General features: G+C 68.6%; 20 protein-coding genes. 8 read left to right on the forward strand and 12 right to left on the reverse strand.

Translation table 11 applies throughout. The features are described from left to right. Positions 1-112 precede the first annotated feature (112 nt). Genes V5740_RS08540 through V5740_RS08550 form a run of 3 tightly spaced genes read right to left on the reverse strand, consistent with a single transcriptional unit; the run spans position 113 to position 1853 of the window. Positions 113-805 (reverse strand): DUF4230 domain-containing protein, encoded by a 693-nt coding sequence (locus V5740_RS08540; protein ID WP_347302065.1) that lies wholly within the window; start codon positions 803-805, stop codon positions 113-115. Next, on the reverse strand, positions 787-1659 hold the full coding sequence (locus V5740_RS08545) for an MBL fold metallo-hydrolase (protein ID WP_347302066.1): 873 nt from the start codon (positions 1657-1659) through the stop codon (positions 787-789). The genes V5740_RS08540 and V5740_RS08545 overlap by 19 nt, the downstream gene beginning before the upstream one ends. After that, the gene (locus V5740_RS08550) at positions 1659-1853 is read right to left on the reverse strand and encodes a DUF465 domain-containing protein (protein ID WP_347302067.1); all 195 of its coding nucleotides are present in this window, start codon (positions 1851-1853) and stop codon (positions 1659-1661) included. Before V5740_RS08550 ends, V5740_RS08545 begins: the two co-directional genes overlap by 1 nt. 159 nt (positions 1854-2012) lie before the next feature. Here V5740_RS08550 and V5740_RS08555 point away from each other — a divergent pair, with 159 nt between their 5' ends. From V5740_RS08555 to tilS, 5 genes are all read left to right on the forward strand, one after another. Next, positions 2013-2168, forward strand: a complete 156-nt coding sequence (locus tag V5740_RS08555) for a DUF465 domain-containing protein (RefSeq protein ID WP_347302068.1) — start codon at positions 2013-2015, stop codon at positions 2166-2168. Between the two features lie 198 nt (positions 2169-2366). Continuing rightward, complete coding sequence (gene ptsP, locus V5740_RS08560; protein ID WP_347302069.1) at positions 2367-4637, forward strand: phosphoenolpyruvate--protein phosphotransferase; 2271 nt, start codon at positions 2367-2369, stop codon at positions 4635-4637. A gap of 124 nt (positions 4638-4761) precedes the next feature. Continuing rightward, a complete protein-coding gene (locus tag V5740_RS08565) occupies positions 4762-5646 on the forward strand; it encodes a helix-turn-helix transcriptional regulator (protein WP_347302070.1) in 885 nt (294 codons plus the stop codon). Between the two features lie 81 nt (positions 5647-5727). Then, positions 5728-6684, forward strand: coding sequence for a tetratricopeptide repeat protein (locus V5740_RS08570; protein ID WP_347302071.1), 957 nt, complete (start codon positions 5728-5730; stop codon positions 6682-6684). Beyond that, positions 6647-7618, forward strand: a complete 972-nt coding sequence (gene tilS / locus V5740_RS08575) for a tRNA lysidine(34) synthetase TilS (protein ID WP_347302072.1) — start codon at positions 6647-6649, stop codon at positions 7616-7618. The genes V5740_RS08570 and tilS overlap by 38 nt, the downstream gene beginning before the upstream one ends. A gap of 143 nt (positions 7619-7761) precedes the next feature. Here tilS and V5740_RS08580 read toward each other — a convergent pair whose 3' ends face one another. From V5740_RS08580 to V5740_RS08615, 8 genes are all read right to left on the reverse strand, one after another. Beyond that, entirely contained in the window at positions 7762-10551 is a 2790-nt protein-coding gene (locus V5740_RS08580; protein ID WP_347302073.1) for a phosphoenolpyruvate carboxylase, read from the reverse strand. 28 nt (positions 10552-10579) lie between these two features. Then, positions 10580-11191, reverse strand: a complete 612-nt coding sequence (gene eda, locus V5740_RS08585; protein ID WP_347302074.1) for a bifunctional 4-hydroxy-2-oxoglutarate aldolase/2-dehydro-3-deoxy-phosphogluconate aldolase — start codon at positions 11189-11191, stop codon at positions 10580-10582. Next, positions 11188-12174 carry a glucokinase gene (gene glk, locus V5740_RS08590; protein ID WP_347302075.1) on the reverse strand — a complete coding sequence of 329 codons (987 nt, stop codon included), beginning with the start codon at positions 12172-12174 and terminating at the stop codon, positions 11188-11190. The genes eda and glk overlap by 4 nt, the downstream gene beginning before the upstream one ends. Beyond that, on the reverse strand, positions 12171-13985 hold the full coding sequence (gene edd / locus V5740_RS08595; RefSeq protein ID WP_347302076.1) for a phosphogluconate dehydratase: 1815 nt from the start codon (positions 13983-13985) through the stop codon (positions 12171-12173). Before edd ends, glk begins: the two co-directional genes overlap by 4 nt. Continuing rightward, on the reverse strand, positions 13978-15402 hold the full coding sequence (zwf, locus tag V5740_RS08600; protein WP_347302077.1) for a glucose-6-phosphate dehydrogenase: 1425 nt from the start codon (positions 15400-15402) through the stop codon (positions 13978-13980). The genes edd and zwf overlap by 8 nt, the downstream gene beginning before the upstream one ends. Positions 15403-15579: 177 nt before the next feature. Continuing rightward, on the reverse strand, positions 15580-16380 hold the full coding sequence (locus V5740_RS08605; protein ID WP_347302078.1) for a transglutaminase family protein: 801 nt from the start codon (positions 16378-16380) through the stop codon (positions 15580-15582). A gap of 48 nt (positions 16381-16428) precedes the next feature. Beyond that, the gene (locus V5740_RS08610; RefSeq protein WP_347302079.1) at positions 16429-16830 is read right to left on the reverse strand and encodes a GAF domain-containing protein; all 402 of its coding nucleotides are present in this window, start codon (positions 16828-16830) and stop codon (positions 16429-16431) included. Between the two features lie 119 nt (positions 16831-16949). Beyond that, a complete protein-coding gene (locus V5740_RS08615; RefSeq protein WP_347302080.1) occupies positions 16950-17660 on the reverse strand; it encodes a GcrA family cell cycle regulator in 711 nt (236 codons plus the stop codon). A gap of 201 nt (positions 17661-17861) precedes the next feature. On the opposite strand from V5740_RS08615, the gene V5740_RS08620 reads away from it, so the two are divergent. Next, positions 17862-18668 carry an ABC transporter permease gene (locus V5740_RS08620; protein ID WP_347304483.1) on the forward strand — a complete coding sequence of 269 codons (807 nt, stop codon included), beginning with the start codon at positions 17862-17864 and terminating at the stop codon, positions 18666-18668. Here the strand turns inward: V5740_RS08620 and V5740_RS08625 are convergent. Beyond that, a complete protein-coding gene (locus tag V5740_RS08625; RefSeq protein ID WP_347304484.1) occupies positions 18665-19084 on the reverse strand; it encodes a secondary thiamine-phosphate synthase enzyme YjbQ in 420 nt (139 codons plus the stop codon). The genes V5740_RS08620 and V5740_RS08625 overlap by 4 nt on opposite strands. 65 nt (positions 19085-19149) lie before the next feature. On the opposite strand from V5740_RS08625, the gene V5740_RS08630 reads away from it, so the two are divergent. Both V5740_RS08630 and V5740_RS08635 read left to right on the forward strand, forming a co-directional pair. Further along, on the forward strand, positions 19150-20463 hold the full coding sequence (locus V5740_RS08630) for a DUF2254 domain-containing protein (RefSeq protein WP_347302081.1): 1314 nt from the start codon (positions 19150-19152) through the stop codon (positions 20461-20463). Positions 20464-20475: 12 nt separating this feature from the next. Beyond that, positions 20476-21336, forward strand: a complete 861-nt coding sequence (locus V5740_RS08635) for a CoA ester lyase (protein WP_347302082.1) — start codon at positions 20476-20478, stop codon at positions 21334-21336. The last annotated feature ends 71 nt before the right edge of the window (positions 21337-21407 follow it).

Below are 21407 nucleotides of genomic sequence, written 5' to 3' on the forward strand. Positions count from 1 at the left end.
CAGTGGATCAGGCGCGACCAGCCCGCATCATCCCCCTCCGGTGATGCGGGTCCGACAATCCAGATAGCATAGTTCAGTAGAAAGGTAACGGGTGCGGCAAGACCTGCTTGCTTTATCTCTGCGGCGGCGGCGCGGCCTCCCCGTCGAAGCGCACCTCGACATTGACCTCGCCATACCCTGCAACCTCCAGCGGGATGGACAGGTTCTGGCGGATCGCCTCGCGTGCGGCATTGCGGGCGAGGTTCAGCAGCACCGGGTTTGCCGCCTGCTGCCGCGCCTGCTGTTCGGCCAGTTGCGTGTTGTCGCGGGTCAACTGGTCCTGCGCATCGCGGCTGATCCACAGGCCTTCCCGCAGATATTGCGCACGCGCCTCGTCCAGATTGGGGCGGCCTACGGTCAGGGCCGGCAATTGCACGCTCAGCGTGTCGGTCGCATCGTTCCACGCCAGCCGGCTGGCATCTACCTGCGACAGGTCCAGAGAGTAATCCACCCGCGCCGGGATCACCGCCACCTGCCGGCTGCGCAGCGCGCCGAAAAGCCGGCTATCCTCGCTCGCCACCACAGGAGAAAGCTGGGCGGAAAAGACCGTCAGCCGGTTCTGCTTCTCGAACGCGACCAGGCTGGTCGCCAGCGGATCGCCCAGATCGCGCGGCGCAAAGGCGCGCCAGCCCAGCCAGACGGCGACCGCCAGCATGACGATGAACAGCAGCCATGGCACCGCCTGCACCCGCGCCAGCGATTGCTGGCGCTGCACTTGGGGCTGGATGGTGTCGGTGCGGGTGTCATCTAGGGGGCGTGGGTCCATGATGATCCTGAACGGATCACCAGCCCGCGCCGTTCCAGATCGATCAGATGCGCTTGCACCGATTGCCGCGCAGCCCCCTGCAGCGCCGGCGACAGGCCGCGATACATCTGCGTGACCAGTGACGCGGGATCGGCCTGCCCCTCGGTCAGCAGGCGCAGGATCTGCGCCTCCCGTTGCCGCCGGTGACCGATCATGCCGCGCACCAATTGCTTCGGCCGCGTCACCGCGGGGCCGTGCGCGGGGTAGTAGATGCGGTCGTCCCGTTCGTGCAGCTTCTCCAGACTGGCGAGGTAATCGGCCATGTCGCCATCGGGCGGCGCCACCACGCTGGTCGCCCAGCCCATCACATGGTCGCCGGTGAAGACCACGCCGGTCCCCTCCAGCGCGTAGCACAGGTGGTTGGAGGCATGGCCCGGCGTCGCAATGGCGGCCAGCGTCCAGCCCGGCCCGGCCAGCATCTCGCCATCGGCCAGCACGCGATCCGGCGTGTAATCGGTGTCGAACGGCGCATCCGTTCCCTCGCCGTCGCCGCGCGCCGGAATGGCGGCGCAACCGATCACCGGTGCGCCTGTCGCCTCCGACAGCGGGGCGGCGGCGGGCGAGTGGTCGCGATGGGTATGCGTGCAACAGATCGCGGTGACCGGCGCCCCGCCGATGATCCGCACCAGCGCGGCAAGGTGATCCGGATCGTCCGGACCGGGATCGATCACCGCCAGCCCGCGATGGTCGCCGACCAGGAAGGTCTGTGTACCGGTATAGGTCCAGGCGCTGCCGTTGGGCGCCAGCACGCGCCGCACCAGCGGCTCCACCTGCTCGGCCATGCCGACCGGCCACGGCTTGGCGGGCAACGCCATCAGGCGATGATGTCGGGCGTCAGGTAATCTTCGATGATGGCGATCTGGTCCCGCAATTGCAGCTTCTTGCGCTTCAGCCGCGCCACCTGCAGCTGGTCCCCGCCCGTGCTGCCCAGCGCCGCGATGGCCGCGTCGAGGTCACGGTGCTCGACCTTCAGCGCGACCAGCCGCCGTTCCAGCTCCTCTTCGTTCACCGCCAGCCCTTCATTGCGCCCGTCATGCCCATCCCGGTCGTGGCTCGTTCTGCCGCATGGGACGTTTGCGGCCCTACGATTATTGTGTTTTGATGACAATCGCGCGGCTTTCGACGGGTCCGTCGTGAGTCGGCGCCACAACAGCGAAAGGAGACCCCTATGGAATCTTCGCATGTCGTCGCATTGCAGGCCAAGCATGACGGGTTGGAGCAGCAGCTCCACGCAGAGATGAACCGCCCCGTACCTGACAGCGCGATGATCCAGACGCTGAAGCGGCAGAAGCTGAAGATCAAGGAAGCCATCGCGCATTCCTGACCGGCACACCGTCACACTGAAAGGCACACCGCCTTCCGCGATGGCGCCCCTACCCGGTCGAACGAACCGGTCCGGCGCAATCGCGGGGGGCACCCCCTCCCCCGAACATGCAGCAACGCCACCGGCGCAGCGCTCCCGGACCGGCAGGTCCCCGCATCATTTGCAATGCCTTGCGAATCGGTTACGTCCATTCCCACGATGACCGCCGCCGCCGCTGCCCGCACGATCCTCACCCGGCTGCACGAACTCATGGCCTCGCGGCTGCACGCGCAGGGCAAGCTGAACCAGGTCGTCGACATCATCGGCGATTCGCTCGATAGCGAGGTCTGCTCGATCTACCTGCTGCGCGAAGGCATGCTGGAACTGTTCGCCACCCGCGGCCTGAACCAGAGCGCCGTGCATGTCACCCGCCTCGGCATAGGCGCCGGCCTGACCGGCACCATCGCGCAGAACATGCAGACGCTGAACCTGGCGGAAGCGGCAACCCATCCCGAATTCCAGTACGTGCCCGAGACGGGGGAGGAGAAGTTCCACTCCTTCGCTGGGGTGCCCATTGTCCGCCGCGAACGCGCCGTCGGCGTGCTGACCGTCCAGCATGTCGAGCCCCGCCGGTACGAGGAGGTGGAGATCGAGGCGCTGCAGACCGTCGCTATGGTCCTCGCCGAACTCATCACCAATGCCGGGCTGGTGGACGAGGAGAGCATCGGCGGCCGCTCCGCCGCGCAGAGCGGGCAGGAGGTGCTGACCGGCCTGCAACTGGTGAAGGGCCTCGGCTGTGGGCAGGCCGTGTTCCACCAGCCGCGCATCGTCATCGAACAGACCGTGGCGGAGGATACTGAGGCGGAGCGGCAGCGCGTCTACCATGCGTTCGACAAGATGCGCGAGCAGATCGACCAGATGGCCACCCATGCTGAATTCGGCGCGGGGGAGGAGCACTGGCACGTTCTCGAGACGTACAAGATGTTCGCCTATGACGAAGGCTGGAGCAGGCGCATCAACGAGGCGATCGACGCCGGCCTGACGGCGGAGGCGGCGATCGAGCGCGTCCAGCAGCGCACGCGGCAGCGCATGCGCGAAATCCGCGATCCCCTGCTGGCGGAACGGATGCATGATCTGGAGGATCTCGCCAACCGCCTCCTGCGCATCGTGTCCGGCCAGCTCGGCACCGCCGCGCGCACCGGGCTTCGGCAGGACACGATCCTGATCGCCAAGAACCTCGGCCCCGCCGAACTGCTGGAATATGACAAGCGCCGGCTGAAGGGCGTGGTGCTGGAAGAAGGCTCCCTCACGGCGCATGTCGTGATCGTCGCGCGGGCGATGGGCGTGCCGGTCATCGGCCGCGTCACCAATGCCCGGGCGCTGGTGCGCGACGGGGACCAGCTGCTGCTGGACGGCGATCGCGCGCAACTGGTCATCCGCCCCAACAGTGCCGCGATCGAGACGTTCGAGGCACGCCTCGCCCGCAGTCGGGAGAAGCAGGCCGCCTACGCCGCGCTGCGCGACGTCGAACCGTTCAGCCGCGATGGCCAGCGGATCGAGGTGATGATGAATGCCGGGCTGGTCGATGACATGCCCATGCTGTCATTGACCGGTGCCGACGGCATCGGCCTGTTCCGTACCGAATTCCAGTTCATGGTCGCCGACACGCTGCCCTCGCGCGACCGGCAGACCCGCCTGTACCGCGACGTGCTGGAGGCGGCCGGCAATCGCCGGGTGATCTTCCGCACGGTTGACATCGGCGGCGACAAGGTCCTGCCCTACCTCCGCAGCGCGGACCGCGCGGCCGAGGAGAACCCCGCGATGGGCTGGCGCGCGCTGCGCCTCGCGCTGGAACGGGACGGTCTGCTGAAGGTCCAGGCCCGCGCCCTGCTGGAAGCCGCCGCCGGACGTTCGCTCCACGTCATGTTCCCCATGGTCAGCGAACCATGGGAGTTCGAGGCGGCCCGCGCCGTGTTCGAAGGGCAGATCGATCACTTTCGCCGCCATCGGCACCAATTGCCTGACGAGATCAAGTATGGCGTCATGCTGGAAGTGCCCGCCTTGGCGGAGATGCTGGACACGCTGCTGCCGCGCCTCGGCTTCGTGTCGATCGGCACCAACGACCTGACCCAGTTCCTGTTCGCCGCCGACCGCTCCGACCCGCGGCTCGCCGAACGGTACGATTGGCTGAGCCCGGCGATCCTGCGCTTCTTGAAGCGCGTGGCGGATGGTTGCCGGGGCCATGACGTGCGGCTCGGCGTCTGCGGGGAGATGGGCGGTCGCCGACTGGAGGCTCTGGCGCTGCTCGGTCTCGGCATTCGCCGCCTGTCGATCACCCCGGCAGCGGTCGGCCCGATCAAGGAACTGGTCCGCCGCGTCGACCTGCGGGAGGCGGAGGCGGCGATGACCGGCTGGCTGGCCTCGCCCCCGCCGAACCTGCGAGAGGTGATGACCCGCTGGGCGGAAGACCGCGGGATCGACGTGGATTGAGGACGGGGGACATTCGCGCTCCTGTTAACCATCGGGAGGCTGCGCTTGACTTGCCCCCCTTCCACCCGGCACTTGCCACCGACGCGGGCAGCAACAGGGACCGGCAGAACGTGCCGGATTTGGGATGAGCGACTTCGATCAGGCAACCGGCGGCACCCACGGCATCGGGGCTGAACTGCGCGCCGCGCGCGAGGCGCGGGGCCTCTCGCTGGAACAGGTGGCGGCCGACACCCGCATTCCGCAGCGGCACCTGGTGACACTGGAAAGCGGCGCCTTCCACACCCTGCCCGGCCGCACCTACGCCACCGGCTTCGCCCGGTCCTATGCCAAGGTGCTCGGCCTCGATCCCGATGTGACCGCCGATCGCGTCCGCGCCGAGATGACCGACGCGCGCGAACAGGATGGCAGCGCCTCGTTCGAACCGGGCGACCCTGCCCGCGTGCCCAGTCGCGGTCTGGTCTGGCTGGCGTTGGCCGCGGTGGTCCTGCTGCTCCTCGCCGGGTTCTTCATCATGCGTCCGCTCTTCGCGCCGGCGGCGGAACTGCCCAGCCTGGTCGAACAGCAGCAGCAGGAACAGGCTGCCCGGCAGGCGGCGCTGGCCCGGCAGCAGGCCGGCCGCGCCCCCGGCCAGCCGGCCGGCGCACCCGCGGGCCCGGTCGTGTTCACCGCGACCGTGGATGGCGTGTGGGTCAAGTTCTACGATTCCACCGGCCGCCAGCTCATGCAGAAGCAGATGGCCATGAACGAGCAGTACCAGGTTCCGGCCGACGCGCAGGGCCCGCTGCTGTGGACCGGGCGGCCCGATGCGCTGCGCATCACGATCGGCGGGCGCGAGGTGCCCCGGCTGGCGGATGACGACATGATCATGAAGGACGTGCCGGTTACCGCAGAGGCGCTGCTCGCCCGCAACCAGCCGACACCGACGCCAGCGGCAACTCCGCCAGCGTCCCCCGCGCCCGGCTTCGTTCCCTCCGCCGTGCCGCCGCGCCCGGCACAGCCGGTGCAATGATCGCGGCCGTTCAGGCATCGTTCCGCCCGTTCGCCGTAGTGGACGCGGCTCCCATGCAAGAGAAGGATTGACGTCTTGGCGATGAACAGCCGCATACGGGCACTTGTGGGTCTGGCCCTGCTCGGCACTGCGCTGGTGCCGGCCGGCGCGCAGGCTCAGGACAATTCGGAAGCCCGCCTGCGTCGTATCGAAAGCGAGCTGCGCGCGGTGCAGCGCGCCGTGTTCCCCGGTGGCGATGGCCGCTATTTCACGCCGGAGGTCGATACCTCCGCCCCGCCGCAGGGTACGCCCGCCCCCGTCGCCGCACCCAGCGGCGGCGCGGTGACCGACATCCTGGCGCGGCTGGATGCGGTCGAAAGCCAGATGGCCCGCGTCACCGCCCGCAGCGAGGAGCTGAGCTACCAGCTCACGCAGATGGAAGAGCGGCTCGGCCAGCTTGAGACCACCGGCGCCACCGCCGCGCCCATCGGCGCCGCACCCGTCGGCGTTGTGCCGGCCCCAACCACGTCCGCAGGCTCGCCTGCCGCATCGACGCCGACGTCCGGCACCACCACGCCAAGCGCACCCGCCGCGCAGACCCGCAGCGCCGCCCCCAGCCCGGAACGGGTTGCCGCGGTGCAGGCCGTCGCCAAGCCGCAGACCGACGATGCAGGTGACGATGAATACAGCTACGGCTTCCGCTTGTGGCAGGCAGGCTTCTTCCCGGAGGCACAGCAGCAACTGGCGCTGTTCCTGCAGCGTTACCCCAGCCATGCGCGCACCAGCTGGGGCCGTAACCTGCTCGGCCGGGCCTATCTCGACAATGGCCAACCTCGCGAGGCGGCAACGCATTTCTTCGAGAACTATCAGTCGAACAAGCAAGCGGACCGCGCGCCCGACAGCCTGCTGTATCTCGCCGAATCGATGATCGCCATCAACGACACCAACCGCGCATGCATCGCGCTGGCGCAGTTCGGCGACGAATATCCGGCGGTCGCCACCGGGCGGTTGAGGGAGCAATATGAACGCAACCGCAGCCGGGTCCGCTGCAGCAACTGATCCGGCGCTGGCGGCACGCTTCGCCGCCAGCCTGGCCCGGCTGCAGCCCACCGCCGGGCGGATCGGCCTGGCGGTCAGCGGCGGGGCCGATTCACTGGCGCTGTTGCTGCTCGCTCAGGCGGTGCGCCCCGGCGGCTTCGCCGTGGCCACGGTGGATCACGGCCTGCGCCCCGCCGCCGCCGCCGAATGCGCGATGGTCGCGGATGTCTGCGCCGCCCGTGCCATTCCCTGCACCATCCTCTCCGTCAGGCCCGATGCGGGCAATCTGCAGGCGCGCGCCCGCGATGCCCGATATGCCGCGTTGGGTGCATGGGCGTCAGATCATGGCCTTGGCGCCTTGCTGACCGCGCACCATGCCGACGATCAGGCCGAAACCCTGCTGATGCGCCTCAACCGGGGGAGCGGCACGGCCGGTCTGTCGGGCGTGCGTGCCCGCGGCAAGGTGCCGGGCAGCGACCTTCCGCTGCTCCGCCCGCTGCTTGGCTTTCGCCGCCGGGACCTGGCCGCGCTGGTCCGCGCCCATGGCTTGACGGCAGTGAACGATCCCAGCAATTCCGACATCCGGTTCGACCGGGTTCGTGTCCGCCAGGCGCTTGAACAAGCCGACTGGCTCGACCCCGCAGCCCTCGCCGCCAGCGCCGCCCACCTCGCCGATGGGGCGGAAGCGCTCGCCTGGGCGGCCGATCGGGAGTGGGCGGAACAGGTGAAGCAGCAGGGTTCCGCCCTGCGCTACCTGCCGCATGCTCCGCGCGCGATCCGGCTGGCCATCGTCACACGTGCGCTTGCCTTGCTGAGCCACGCGCCGCGCGGCGGCGATGCCGCTCGCCTGCTCGACCTGCTGGAAGGCGGCAGCGGCGGCAATGTCGCCGGTGTGCTGGCCCGTGCGCTGCCGGACGGCTGGCTGTTCACGCCGGAACCGCCGCGCGGCGGGTGAAGTCGGCCAAACAAACCGCTTTCCTACAGCCCCAGCGCTGTGGCCCAAGCGACCGCATGCACCGCCGCACCACCACCGCCGACCGCATCCGCCTCTCTTGGGAGGAGCGGTCGTGGGAGGTGTCAACTTAGTGTCAACTTCCGTTAACCATGCGCGCCGAAATGGTTGGCGATCGCGGTGCCGATGCGCAGTGACAGCTGGTATGCCCGGTCGATCGGCTCGATGAAGTCGCGCCCGATGCTGGCATAGCCGGCATCGCCGCCCTCCGGGTAATCGGCCGGTTCGCTCAGGGCGAAGTCGGCCGGCTTGGGGAAGCTGGTGGGGAAGGCGCGGCGCAACTGCGCCAGTGCATCGTCCACCCGCAGGGTGAACACCATCTCCAGCACGTCCTCCCGGCTGACATCGTTGGCCCGGCTGAAGGCCGGGATCGACATGACCCGCAGGAACATGTGCTGGAACAGCGCCAGCCGCAGCGCCTGCAGCGCGCCGATCGCCCGCCGCGTCTCTTCGCGGTAGGCATTGCCGTCCGCCGCCTTGTCGGCACCCGGCAACTGGCTCATCAACTGGTGCAGCTTCAATGCGTCCGCCCGCAGCCGGCTGGCGAGGCGGCGGAAGACACCGACCCGGTCGTCCTTGACCAGATACTCGGCCAGCGCCGCGCATGGCCCCATCAGATGGTCCTCCATCCCGCGATAGGGTCGGCTGGCCCAATAGGCGGAATTAAACAGCTCGCCATAGGCGGCCACCGTCTTGATGCTCGCCAGTGCGTTGGCACTCCGCACCAGCCGCAGGATCTGCTGCCCGCGCGCGCTGTCGGCCAGCAGCTCGACCAGGTCGGCACTGCCGCCATCGGCCGCACTGCCGATCCCGGCGATGACGTTCACCGGGTAGCCCAACTGCTGCAGGATGGCATTGTGGGGAATGGCGCGGATCTGCCGCAGTGACATCTCGCGATCCGCGGTGATGTCGCTCTGCCGCCGGCTGACGCGGCTGCCGGTGGAATTGAGCAGGCCCAGGCCGAAGGCGGTGACCGCACGGGCGTAGGTCCGGCTTTCCAGATGGCCGTGCTGATGATCGCGCACCGCGCGATAGAAATCGAGCGACAGGTCCGTCCGCTGGTAGAACGGGTCCTCCGCCGCCTCGGGATCGCCGGTCCTGGGCCGCGCCTCCGCGATGCGGGTCAGCGTCGCCAGCGCGAGTTCGGGCGTGGCAAAGAACAGGTAGCCGTCGCCACCCTGGAAGCTGACCTCCGGCTCCAGCACGATCCCTGCATCGGTGAAGCGATCACGCGCCCAATTGCTCAGCGGCCAGCTCAGCCGGTCGGCCAGGCTTGCCGGGTGGGCGCCGCGGCCCATGCTCTCGCCATGGGTGTCGAACACCAAAGCGGCCACGTCGGTCAGGCCGTTGGCAGCCATCGCCGCCGCCAGCCGCCCCTGCAGCCGCTCGATCGCCAGGCTCGCGGGCACCTGCCCGACGAAGCGGCCCGCATCGGAAAAGCCGGTCTGGATTGCCACCCGGCCGCGCTTCCGGGCGTAGGCGCGGTATTCCTCCTCCGCCAGCAGGGCGTCCAGCAGGCGGCCGCCATGCTCCAGCGCGTTCTCCGTCTCGAACAGCGGCGACACGTCGACCCGGTCGGCGATCCCGAACAACTTGGCGAAATAGAGCGCGGCCAGCACGGTCGCCGGCTCCTCGCATTCCGCCACCAGCATGCGGATCGGCGCGTCGGCATCGATGTGATGCAGGATCTGCGCCATGGCCAGGAACTGGCGGATGGCCGTGCTGCTCTCGATGGCAAGCGAGGCGAAATTGGCGCGCAGCGGCTGCACCTCCGCTAGGGCGCGGCGTAGATGGACGATCGCGCCCTTGCTGCTGAGGTCCAGCTGGCCATCGGGGTCCAGCCGCCGGCGCAGGCCATTGTGCAGTTGCTTGGCGTTAACCCGGAAATGGATCCACCCCATGCCGAGGCCGTCAGCCCGCATGGCTGCGGCCAGTACCTTCAGCTGGACGGCCCGCCCGCCGCCGACCTCCGCCGCTTCTGCCTCCAGTCGGTCGATATAGGTGGCAAGCGACAGCAGTTTGCGGGGGTCGGCCGCGGTCAGCCGGTTCGCCGCTACGGACAAGGCGGCCGGATCACCGAGGTCGCCGGCGAAGTCAACCGCCCGCGCGGCGGCATAATCAGCAGCCGGCCCCAGTTCCGCCAGCAGCGGATGGGCTCCATCGATCGCTGCCAGCTGATCGCGATAGCGGGCGAGCCGCTGCGCCTTCTCCGCCAGGCGGAAGCCGATGGAGGCGGACCAGGTGATGTCCGTCCGCCCGTCCATGTCGTAACCGACCCAGGTGGCGAACCGGAACGGGATCGGTTGGAACCGGGCCCATTCGTCGGGCCAGCATTCCTGCGCATGGGTCAGCAGGCGGGCGGTGATCGCGTCGCGGGCATCCTGCCCCCGTGCCATCGCGGCCATCGCCTCGTCATGTTCGAAGGCGAGCGTCACTGCCTTTCGCGTAGCCGGGGCGACACAGCTGTCCTGTCCGATCGCGCCGTCCTGGCTGGCTGCCTCCGCCACCGCGCGCGCTTGTGCCGGTGCGAGCAGGAAGGTCGGATGCGCGGTGAACACGGCGTGGAGCTGCGGCCGCTCCCACTCCTGGCGGAAGGCGCCGAAGTCCGTCGCTTCCAGCCCGGCACCCAGCGCGCGGTCGTTCTCCGCCACGGCAACCGGCGCCACCAGCCGCCGCAGCCGCTCGGCACGGCCAAGCAACGCGGAACATTCCAGTTCCCCGACCAGCACCTCGCACTCGTCCAGCGTCATCCCGCCACCTTCCAGCAGGCGGGACAGGTCGAGCGAGAGCTGGAACACCGGGTTGAACAGCGGCGTCTCGGCTGTCCGGCCATGCAGTTCCAGCAGGCGTTCCGTCAGTGCCGCGACCGTCTTCATGCCGGTATTCCCTCTCGCATCGATCATCCTACCGGGGCAGCTTCGCTGCTGCGGCCGCCAGCTGCTCGATCTGTTCGGGGCTGCCACCGCGCGGCGCGACCCAGCTGCCACCGACGCACAGCACCGGCTCCAGCGCCAGCCATTCGGCGGCATTGTCGACCGAGATGCCGCCGGTGGGGCAGAAGCGTACCTGACCAAACGGCGCCGCCAGCGCCTTCAGCGCGGGAATGCCGCCCGCCGCAGTTGCGGGGAAGAACTTGAACTCGCTGAGGCCCAGCTCCAGCCCGCGCATGATGTCGCCGGCATTGGCGATGCCAGGCAGGAACGGTACGCCCTTGGCGATGGCCGCGCGGCCCAGCGTCTCCGTCAGGCCGGGGCTGACGATGAACTCGGACCCGGCGGCCACGGCCTCGTCCAGCTGCTGCGGATTGGTGACGGTGCCTGCGCCGACAATGGCGCCAGGAACCTGCTTCATGGCGCGGATCGCATCCAGCGCGGCGGGGGTGCGCAGCGTCACCTCCAGCACGTTGAGGCCACCCGCCACCAGCGCGCGGGCCAGCGGCTCGGCTTCGGCCACATCGTCGATCACCAGCACCGGGATCACCGGGGCGGTGCGCATCACCTGTTCGATCGGGGTCACGCCTGCTGCTCCTTTGGAAACTGACACTGGAATGCGGCCACGGCGCCGTACAAGCCGGGCTGCGGATGGACGATCAGGCGGACCGGGATGCCCGCCATCATCTGTTCGTACCGGCCCTTGAACCGGAACCGTTCGGCAAAGCCGCTGGTGGGCAGCAAGTGCTGCAGGCGCAAGCCCAGCCCGCCGGCGATCACCACCGCGCTGCTGCCATGGGCCAGCGCGTAATCGCCCGCCACGCTGCCCAGCGACAGGCAGAACCGGTCCAGCGCCGCCACCGCCAAGCTGTCACTGCGTTCCAGCGCACGGGTCCAGATGACCCGATCGTCCAGCTTCTCCGGCTGGCGTTTCTCCAGGGTGGCGAGCGCATCGTAGATCTCGCAGATGCCGGGACCGGCCACGATCCGCTCCACCGAGACGCGGCGGTGCCGGGCGCGCAGGCGTTGCAGGATCAGGTCGTCGATATGATCCATCGGGGCGAAGTCGACGTGCCCGCCCTCCGTCGCCTGCACGTGGTAACCGCCGCCGGGCAGATGCAGGAAATGCGCGACGCCCAGACCGGTGCCCGGGCCGATCACGCTGACCGTACCGGCAGAGGGAAGGTTGCCGCCGGGCCCGCACAGATGCACCAGCTGGTCCTCCGGCGCGCGAGCCACCGCATGCGCCACGGCGGCGAAGTCGTTGAGCACGGTCACCCGGTCGATGCCAAGCTGTTCGTCCAGAGCGCCGGTGTGCAGCACCCAGCTGTTGTTGGTCATCCGCACGGTGCCGCCGGTGACAGGGCCGGCAATGGCGATCGCGGCGGCGCGCGGCGCCTGCCGGCCGATGCGCCGCTCGAATTCCTCCCACGCGGTCTGCAGGCTGGCGAAGTCGCTGGTGCCCAGCGTCACGGGCTCGCCCAGCGCTATGGTGCCGGCAGGCTCCAGCCGCGCCAGAGCGAAGCGCGCATTGGTGCCGCCGATGTCAACCGCGACAAGTTCCGTCACAGGCCGGCCAGCGCCAGCATCGCGGATCCGCCCTTCTCCGCCTCGTCCGCGCCGTGGCGGAACATGGCGAACAGCTCGCGCGCGGTGCCCCCCTGAGGCAGCGGAGCGGCGGCATCTTCCCGTACCGACAGGTCGGCACTGGTGCTGAGCGTGCCGTCTTCCGCGCACAGGCGCACGATGTCGCCGTCACGCAGGCGAGCGAGCGGTCCACCGCCCAGCGCCTCCGGGCTGACATGGATCGCGGCGGGCACCTTGCCGCTGGCGCCGGACATGCGGCCGTCCGTCACCAGCGCCACGCGGTAACCGCGATCCTGCAGCACGCCCAGCGGCGGGGTCAGCTTGTGCAGTTCGGGCATGCCGTTCGCCCGTGGTCCCTGGAAGCGGACCACCACCACGACGTCGCGATCCAGCTCGCCCGCGGCAAAGGCCTCGGCCACCTGCTTCTGGGTCTCGAATACGCGGCACGGCGCCTCGATCGTCCAGCGCGACGGGTCGACCGCGCTGGTCTTGAAGCAGCCCCGGCCAAGATTGCCTTCGACCAGCCGCATGCCGCCATCGGGCTGGAACGGCTCGCCCACGGGACGCAGCATAGCCTCATCCCCGGTCGGCCCGATGTCGCGCCAGGCAAGCTGGTCGCCGTCCAGCCATGGCTCCTGCCCATAGGCGGTCAGGTCATCCCCGCCGACGGTCATGATGTCGCGATGTGCCAGACCCGCATCCAGCAGTTCGCGGATGATGTAGCCGATACCGCCGGCCGCGTGGAAATGGTTCACGTCGCCCGCCCCGTTGGGGTAGACGCGCGCCAGCAGCGGTACCGCGTGGCTCAGTTCCGCCAGATCGGTCCAATCGATCTGGATGCCCGCGGCGCGGGCGAAAGCGGGGATGTGGATCGCGTGGTTGGTGGAGCCGCCGGTCGCCAGCAGGCCGACGGCGGCGTTGATGACCGCCTTCTCGTCCACGCAATGCGACAGCGGGCGGTAATCGTTGCCGTCCCGCGTGATCTCAGCCAGCCGGTGCGTCGCCGCACGCGTCAGCGCCTGCCGCAGCGGGGTGCCCGGCTGCACGAAGGCGGCGCCCGGCAGATGGAGGCCCATCAGCTCCATCATCATCTGGTTGGAGTTGGCCGTGCCGTAGAAGGTGCAGGTGCCCGCCGAATGGTAGCTGCCGCTCTCGCTCGCCAGCAGTTCCGCACGCGTCGCCTTGCCCTCCGCATAGAGCTGGCGGACCTTCTGCTTTTCCTTGTTGGCGATCCCCGTCGGCATCGGGCCACCCGGCACGAACACCGTCGGCAGGTAGCCGAAACGCAGGCCGCCAATCAGCAGGCCGGGCACGATCTTGTCGCAGATGCCCAGCATGGCGACGCTGTCATACATCTGATGGCTGAGACCGACGGCGGTCGCCAGCGCGATCACGTCGCGGCTAAACAGCGACAGTTCCATGCCGTCCATGCCCTGCGTCACGCCGTCGCACATCGCCGGCGTGGCGCCGGCGACCTGCGCCGTTGCGCCCACTTCGCGCGCCCACAGCTTCATCTGCGGGGGATAGGCACCGTATGGCTGATGCGCGGAGATCGTGTCGTTATAGGCGCTGATGATGCCGATGTTCGGCCCCGCCTTGGTCATGATGGAGGCCTTGTCCTCCCCCGCCGCGGCAAAGCCATGGGCGAGGTTGGAACAGGGCAGCGCCACGTTGCGGTCGCGGTGCTTGTCGCCTTCTTCCGCCATCAGCGCCAGATAGGCGGCGCGACTGGCGCGCGAGCGTTCAATCACGCGGTCGGTCACGCGCTGCAATGCGGGATGCAGATTACTCATGCCAGCTTACTCCGTCGCGTTCGGCGAGTGCGATGGCGGCGCTCGGCCCCCAGCTGCCCGCGCTGTAAGGCTTGGGCGTCAGCCCTTCTTCCTGCCAGCGGGCGCGGATACGGTCGATCCAGCTCCATTGCGCCTCCACCTCGTCGCGCCGGACAAACAGCGTCTGGTCGCCATGGATCAGGTCCAGAAGGAGCCGTTCGTACGCCATGCGCCGCTCGTGCCCGGTCAGTGCGTCGGGCATCGCAATGTCGAGCGGGATTTCGCGCAGCGCCATACCCTTGCCCAGGCCCGGCACCTTGGCCATCAGCGTCAGCGTGACGTCTTCCTGCGGCTGGATGCCGATCACCAGCCGGTTGGCCTTCAGCCTGGCGCCCGCGAAGATGGAGTGCGGCACCGGGCGGAACTGGATCACGATCTCCGTCACGCGGGTCGGCATGCGCTTGCCGGTGCGCAGGTAGAACGGCACGCCCTTCCACCGCCAGTTATCGACGTGGGCCTTGATCGCGACAAAGGTCTCCGTGTCGCTTTCGGCTTTCAATTCCTCGTCATAGCCGGGCACGATCTTGCCGCCGGACGCGCCGCCGCGATACTGGCCGGTCACGCTCTCCCCCGCGGCCACCGGGCGCAGCGCGCGCAGCACCTTGACCTTCTCGTCCCGGACCGCGCCCGCATCGAAGGTCACGGGCAGTTCCATCGCCACCAGCGCCAGCAATTGCAGCATGTGGTTCTGCACCATGTCGCGCAATGCGCCGGTCTGGTCGTAGAACTCCGCACGGCTTTCCAGCCCGACCGTCTCACCCACGGTGATCTGCACGTGTTCGATATGCTGGGCGTTCCACAGCGGTTCGAACATGATGTTGCCGAACCTGAGCGCGATCAGGTTCTGCACCGTCTCCTTGCCCAGGTAATGATCCACCCGGAAGATGCGATCTTCCGGGAAGGCGGCGGCGACGGCGTCATTGATGTCGCGGCTGCTGGCGAGATCATGGCCGAGCGGCTTTTCCAGTCCGATCCGCGTGCCGTCACCCGCGAGACCGCAATCGGCGAGGCCGCTGATCGTCGCCTCGAACAGGCTGGGCGCCATCGAAAGGAAGATCGCGACATCACCGCCGCCGACCTTTTCCGCCAGCGCGCGGTACCCTTCCGGGTTGGTGGCATCCAGCGGCTGGTAGCTCAACCGGTTGAGGAAGTCGGCCATCCGGCCACGCCGCTGCGCCGGCAGGAACTTCTCCACCGCCTCCCGCGCGAAGTTGCGGAATTCGGCATCACTGTATCCGTGGCGAGCGGTGCCGACGATGCGAAGACCTTCCGGCAGCAGGTCATCGGCGGCAAGCGCGCACAGCGACGGCAGCAACATGCGCTGCGACAGATCGCCCGTCGCGCCGAACAGCAACAGCGTCCCGGCTGCCTGCCTCATCGCCATCCGCCTTGCTCTCCTGCCGCCACAATCATGCGCATCTCCCGTGCTGTGCCCACGGCGCTACAACCCCGTGCTGCGATGCGCAATGGCACGGACAAACTTTCTGCAATCGATTGCGTACACGGTTACATAGATGTGACATTGCTGCACCGCCGCGTGCGGCGTAACATCCGTTCAGCCGTCAGCAGTGACGGTAACCGTCTTGCCTTCGAACTGGGCGGGGCCGAACGTCGTCATGAAGCTGACATCGGCGGCGTCACGCCCGACGCCGATCTTCACGGTCTGCGCCGGGTCGGCCATGGCGGTCGCATCCAGGATGTGCCAGGCGCCGCCGCCCGGGATGGTCGGATCGGCGAGGAACACCTCCGCCACGGCGTGGAAGTCCTGCGGGGTCACGCCAGGGGCGTAGCAGCTGACGAAGCGCGCCGGCACCGCACTGGCGCGCGCCAGAGTAATCATCACATGCGCATAGTCGCGGCAGATGCCCCGCCGTTCGACAAAGGTGTCCATCGCGGTGGTGGTCGCATCGCTGGTGCCAGGGACATAGGAGAAGTTCTGGGCCACCCAGTCGCGCATCGCCAGCATCCGGGGGCCACCGCTCAGATGGCCAAACTCCGCCTCCACGAAGGGTTGGAAGCGATCGGCCGGGCAATACCGGCTGTCGAACAGGTACTGCACCGCCTCTCCCGGCAGCTCGTGCGGCTCCAGCCGCTCCAGCTTGGACAGGTCGGCGAGCAGGCGGTTCACCTCCACGCGGGCCTGATAGCTGACTTCGAACCGGCCTTCGCTGCGCAGCCAGATGCGCTGCCCGATATTGTCCTGCGCCGGTATGCGGGCCAGGTGCGCCGCATCGCTCATCCGGCTGTCGGCCGAGATGATCGTCTGTTCCGGGATGGCGGCGGCCTCGAACTGCAGCAGCGCGTCGCAGGGATCGTGCAGGCTGAAGCTGAACTGGGCGGAGATGTCGATCGGCATGATGCCCGCCCAACGCGGCACCCGCCCGCCGGTTTCGCGCTTGCGAAATCAGTCGTGGCGGGTCGGGCCGCACAGATGCACGGCGATCCCGGCCAAGCGGCGCATCATCTGCAATTGCTCGCCCGAAAGCGGCCGCTCGGCCCCGTCCATCGCCGCCATCGTGCCGATGCAGCGACCCGCATCGTCGCGAAGCGGCAGGCCGGCATAGAACTGCATCCCGTGGGCGCGGGCGGCGAGCGGATTGGCGAGGCTGATCGCGCCTTCACCGTCGGCAGCCCCCTGTCGCCGAGCGCAGGCACCGGGCGCATCCGCGAAGCTCACGAGCGCCACCTCACAATCGAGATAATGCTGCAGGAACAGCGTCACCTCGTCCAGCGAGTGGAGATCGGCGGGCGCGCCATCCAGCATGCCGATGGCCTGACCGTCCGTGAACTCCGCCCTGTGCGCCATGCGACCCATGATGTGCCCCCGTTAACCCTGTGGCACATCTTTAGCCGCCCGGCGCACCCCTTCGCCATTCGGGGTCTTTGCCTAGCTTTCCTGCCGCACCCCTACGGACAAATGCGTATTCAGCGGACGCGCGGGCCGCCGAACGGTAGCGGCGGAGGGGGACGGCGCGCACCGCGGGGCAGCTGCGCCTGGTAGGCCCGGCCGCAATGTTCGACGCAATAAGGGAAGCCGGGATTGACCGACTTGCCGCAAAAATGGAAGTCCGCCTCGCCCGGATGGCCCATCGGCCAGCGGCAGACACGATCGCTCAGGTCCAGCAGGCTGGTCTTGTCGGCAATCTCCGGGCTGGGCTTGGCCGGCACCAGGCGACGCGGCGGGGCTGGCGGGATCGGAGCCTGCTGGTCGCCCGGGCCCTGCCGCAGGAAGCCGCCCGGCCCCACGGAGACGATGCGCGGCATGTCCGCCTTCGGAGTCGCAGGTGCAGCTTCCGCTGCCGCCGGCGCAGGCTCCGGGCGGGCTGCCGCGGGGGCGGGTGTCGGCGCGGGAGCCGGAGCGCGCGGAGCCGGGGTTGGCGCAGGAGCCGCCGGCTCCTCGCTCGCGCGCGGCTTGGCGGCAGGCTTTGCCTCCGCCTCGACCGGATCGGCGGCCTTGTCGGCCACCTTCTCGTTTGCCTTCACGGGCGACGGGCGCGCCTTCAGGCCCAGGCGGTGCGCCTTGCCGATCACCGCATTGCGCGACACCCCGCCCAGTTCATCCGCGATCTGGCTGGCGGTGGAACCGCCTTCCCACATGCGGGTCAGGGTGTTGATGCGTTCTTCGGTCCAGCTCATCGGTGTATCCGCCAAATTCATTCCAATCATGGACGGACGCCGCAGCGCGTCCGACGATACTGCCCGCCCCGGCCTTGCCATGCCCCGTCGCGGCCGATAGGCGCAAGCGCCATGGCCGATACCATCCGGAACACCGCCGATACGGAGCGGGAGCCCGACCCTGCCACCGTCGCCGCCCTGCCCGCCGGGAACTTCCCGCCGATGGGACAGCCGCGGATCACCGGGATCAACCGGATCGGGCTGTGGGCGCTCTATATGAAGGAGGTGCGCCGGTTTCTCAAGGTGCAGACGCAGACCGTCTGGGCGCCTGCCGTCACCACCCTGCTGTTCCTGATCGTGTTCACCGTCGCGATGGGCCGCGGCGACCGCATGGTGCTGGGCGTGCCCTTCGCCACCTTTGTCGCGCCGGGGCTGATCATGATGGGCATGATGCAGAACGCCTTCGCCAATTCGGGCTTCAGCCTGCTGGCGGGCAAGCTGCAGGGCACCATCATCGACATGCTGATGCCTCCCCTGACGGAGGCGGAGCTGATGGCCGGCATCATCGCCGCCGCGATCACCCGCGCCATCATGGTCGGCTGCGCGCTGGCGCTGGCCATGGCGCTGTGGCCGGGCGTCACCCTGTCCGCCGCGCATCCATGGGCGATCGTCTGGTTCGGCCTGATGGGTTCGACCATGCTGGCGATCGGCGGCCTCCTGACCAGCCTATGGGCCGAGAAGTTCGATCACAACGCGGCCGTGACCAACTTCGTGGTCGCGCCGCTCACGCTGCTGTCGGGTACCTTCTACGTCGTGCACGACCTTGCGCCCGCGTTCCAGGTGGTCAGCCGGCTGAACCCGTTCTTCTACATGATCAGCGGATTTCGGTTCGGCTTCCTCGGCACCAGCGACATCGGCGACACCAACAGCGCCGTGCTGAGCGCGGCGCTCGGCGCGGGCGTGCTGAACCTGGTGCTAGGCGGCATCTGCTACGCCCTGCTGCGCAGCGGATGGAAGCTGAAGAGCTAGCGCTCCCCCACCACATGCGCCACGACCTGCCGGTGATGCGGTGCGTGGCGATGTTCCGCCAGGTAGATCCCCTGCCAGGTGCCCAGCAGCATCCGCCCGCCCGCCACCGGCACGCTCAAAGCCGGGCCGGTCAGCAATGACCGGAGATGCGCTGGCATATCGTCCGGTCCTTCCTCGTCATGTTCGTAGCCGTCGCTTTCGGGCGCCAGTCGCGCCAGCCAGCGGGCAAGATCACGCCGCACCGCCGGGCTGGCATTCTCCGTGATCAGCAACCCGGCGCTGGTATGCCGGCACAGCAGGTGGACCATGCCCGTATCGACACCTGTGCCGGCGAGCCAGCGGCCAATTTCGCCAGTCAGCTCGACGAAGCCGATGCCCGCTGTCGGAACGGTGAAGATGGTCTGCGCCTGCTGCATGGCCTGGTCATAGAGCTTCGACACGCTTCCGCGAACCCGATGCGATGCAAAGCGTTGCTGCCCGCATGAGCGAACTGCGCTGGTTCTGGTCCCGGCTGACCGGCAATTACTGGTTCTTCCCCACGCTGTTCGCGCTGGCGGCGACCGCGCTCGCCTTCGCCATGCTGGCGCTCGATCGCGCCGGCTCAGCTGCGTGGCTCAACCAGTACGAGTTGATCGTTCCGGCCCGCCCGGATGGTGCGACAACGATGCTGTCGACCATCGCCAGTTCCATGATCGGGGTCGCGGCGACGGTGTTCTCGATCACCATCGCCGCGGTCGCCTATGCCAGCGGCAGCTACGGACCGCGCCTGCTGACCAACTTCATGCAGGACCGTGGCAACCAGCTCAGCCTCGCCACCTTTATCGCAACCTTCGTCTACGCGCTGGTGGTGCTGCGCGCTGTGCGGGCGGAGGATGAGGCAACCAATGCGCAGGATGCCGCCGCCACGGCCCTGCCCGGCTTCGTGCCGCAACTGTCGCTGTTGGTGGCCTTCGGGCTGATGGCGCTGTCGGTCGGCGTGCTGGTCTACTTCCTCAACCACATCCCCGATTCGATCCGCATCAACACCGTCCTGCGCGGCATCGGCCGCAGCCTGCTGGACGAGATTGACGAGATGTACCCGGATCATGGCAGCGGAGAGGATCAGCGTGACACCCGCGCCGGGCCGCCGATCCGCGCCGATCGGGCTGGCTACATCCAGTTCATCGATTATGACGACATCACCTCCGCGGCCCGAGCCAGCGGCTGCTGCGTGACGATGCAGGTCCGTACGGGCGACTTCATCCATGCCGGGCTGGTGCTCGCTCACGTGGTCGGCGGTGCGCCGGACCATGATGTCGTGCGCGCCTTGCGCCGGGCGATGACCGTCGGCTCCGCCCGGACACCCGCGCAGGACCCGCAGTTCCTGATCGACGAGCTGGTGGAGATCGCCCTCCGAGCCCTGTCGCCCGGCATCAACGACCCGTTCACCGCCATCACCGCGTTGCACTGGATCGGCGCCGCGACGGCCGAACTGGCTCGCCGCAACCTTGCCAAGCATGTGGCAGACGAGCCGGCGGAAAGCCGCAGCGTGATACCGCTGGCCGACAATTTCGCGCATTACGTGGCCCGGGGCTTTGGCGTCATGCGCTCCGCCGTGGCGACCAACCGCCCGGCCGCGCTGGTGATGCTCGATTCGCTGCGCAATGCGGCAGGGGCGATCAATCATGAAGGCCGCATCCACCTGCTGCGGGAACAGGGCGACCTGCTGCTGGAACAGGCCCGCCTCTCCCTGAAAGGCCCTGACCTGCGGGAGGTGGAGGAACGCCACGGCCTGTTCGCCCGTGACCTCGGCTGATAGGAACCGTCGATGACCGGCACCCCGCAACGATCCTGGCTGTTCGCCCCCGGCGACAGCGAACGCAAGCTGGCCAAGGTCATGAGCTGCGGCGCCGATGTGGTGATCCTCGATCTGGAGGATGCCGTCGCACCCGCCAACAAGGCTCGCGCCCGCGCCATTGCAGCGGAATGGCTGCCGGAGAACCCCGGTGCCTGGGTGCGGATCAACCCGCTGGACGGCCCCTTGTGGCTGGATGACCTGACCACCGTACTTCCCGCCGCGCCAGCCGGCATCATGCTGCCCAAGGCCGCCGGTCCGCAGGACGTCGCCCACCTCGCCACTGCGATCGGCGAACGGGCAGGCGACGCTGCCGGACCGCTCATCCTGCCTCTTGTCAGCGAGACCGCCGCGGCCGCGCTTACCATTGCGAACTATGCCACCAACCCGCCGCCGCGTCTCGCCGGGCTGACCTGGGGGGCGGAGGATCTGTCGGCCGTGCTCGGCGCCACGCGCAAGCGGGACGGCCGGGGACAGTGGACCGACACCTTCCGCATGATCCGCGCGCAGGTGCTGCTCGCCGCCCATGCCGCCGGGGTGGCGCCGATCGACACCCTGCATGCGGATTTCCGCGACAGCGCCGGCCTCGGGCGCATCGCTGCCGAAAGCAGCGCCGATGGGTTCACCGGCATGCTGGCGATCCATCCCGATCAGGTGCCCGTCATCAACGACGCCTTCTCACCCGGCGCCGAACAGATCGCGGAGGCGGAGGCCATCGTCGCGGCCTTTGCCGCCAGCCCCGACGCCGGTGCCGTGCAACTCGACGGACGCATGCTCGATCAGCCGCATCTCGCCTTGGCCAAGCGCGTATTGATGCGCGCAAAGCATGGCTGACGTAGTTTACTTGTTCAAAGCAGCGTGCTAAATCCTGCCACGACATCCCACATAATGGGATGCGTACAGTG

This window comes from Croceibacterium sp. TMG7-5b_MA50, assembly GCF_039830145.1.
GTDB lineage: Bacteria > Pseudomonadota > Alphaproteobacteria > Sphingomonadales > Sphingomonadaceae > Croceibacterium.

Excerpts from the sequence above, each read along its gene's own strand:
- V5740_RS08540 (WP_347302065.1), bottom strand. The coding sequence starts at position 805 with ATGGACCCACGCCCCCTAGATGACACCCGCACCGACACCATCCAGCCC.
- V5740_RS08545 (WP_347302066.1), bottom strand. The coding sequence starts at position 1,659 with ATGGCGTTGCCCGCCAAGCCGTGGCCGGTCGGCATGGCCGAGCAGGTG.
- V5740_RS08555 (WP_347302068.1), top strand. The coding sequence starts at position 2,013 with ATGGAATCTTCGCATGTCGTCGCATTGCAGGCCAAGCATGACGGGTTG.
- ptsP (WP_347302069.1), top strand. The coding sequence starts at position 2,367 with ATGACCGCCGCCGCCGCTGCCCGCACGATCCTCACCCGGCTGCACGAA.
- V5740_RS08565 (WP_347302070.1), top strand. The coding sequence starts at position 4,762 with ATGAGCGACTTCGATCAGGCAACCGGCGGCACCCACGGCATCGGGGCT.
- V5740_RS08570 (WP_347302071.1), top strand. The coding sequence starts at position 5,728 with ATGAACAGCCGCATACGGGCACTTGTGGGTCTGGCCCTGCTCGGCACT.
- tilS (WP_347302072.1), top strand. The coding sequence starts at position 6,647 with ATGAACGCAACCGCAGCCGGGTCCGCTGCAGCAACTGATCCGGCGCTG.
- V5740_RS08580 (WP_347302073.1), bottom strand. The coding sequence starts at position 10,551 with ATGAAGACGGTCGCGGCACTGACGGAACGCCTGCTGGAACTGCATGGC.
- edd (WP_347302076.1), bottom strand. The coding sequence starts at position 13,985 with ATGAGTAATCTGCATCCCGCATTGCAGCGCGTGACCGACCGCGTGATT.
- zwf (WP_347302077.1), bottom strand. The coding sequence starts at position 15,402 with ATGAGGCAGGCAGCCGGGACGCTGTTGCTGTTCGGCGCGACGGGCGAT.
- V5740_RS08605 (WP_347302078.1), bottom strand. The coding sequence starts at position 16,380 with ATGCCGATCGACATCTCCGCCCAGTTCAGCTTCAGCCTGCACGATCCC.
- V5740_RS08610 (WP_347302079.1), bottom strand. The coding sequence starts at position 16,830 with ATGGCGCACAGGGCGGAGTTCACGGACGGTCAGGCCATCGGCATGCTG.
- V5740_RS08615 (WP_347302080.1), bottom strand. The coding sequence starts at position 17,660 with ATGAGCTGGACCGAAGAACGCATCAACACCCTGACCCGCATGTGGGAA.
- V5740_RS08620 (WP_347304483.1), top strand. The coding sequence starts at position 17,862 with ATGGGACAGCCGCGGATCACCGGGATCAACCGGATCGGGCTGTGGGCG.
- V5740_RS08625 (WP_347304484.1), bottom strand. The coding sequence starts at position 19,084 with ATGCAGCAGGCGCAGACCATCTTCACCGTTCCGACAGCGGGCATCGGC.
- V5740_RS08630 (WP_347302081.1), top strand. The coding sequence starts at position 19,150 with ATGAGCGAACTGCGCTGGTTCTGGTCCCGGCTGACCGGCAATTACTGG.
- V5740_RS08635 (WP_347302082.1), top strand. The coding sequence starts at position 20,476 with ATGACCGGCACCCCGCAACGATCCTGGCTGTTCGCCCCCGGCGACAGC.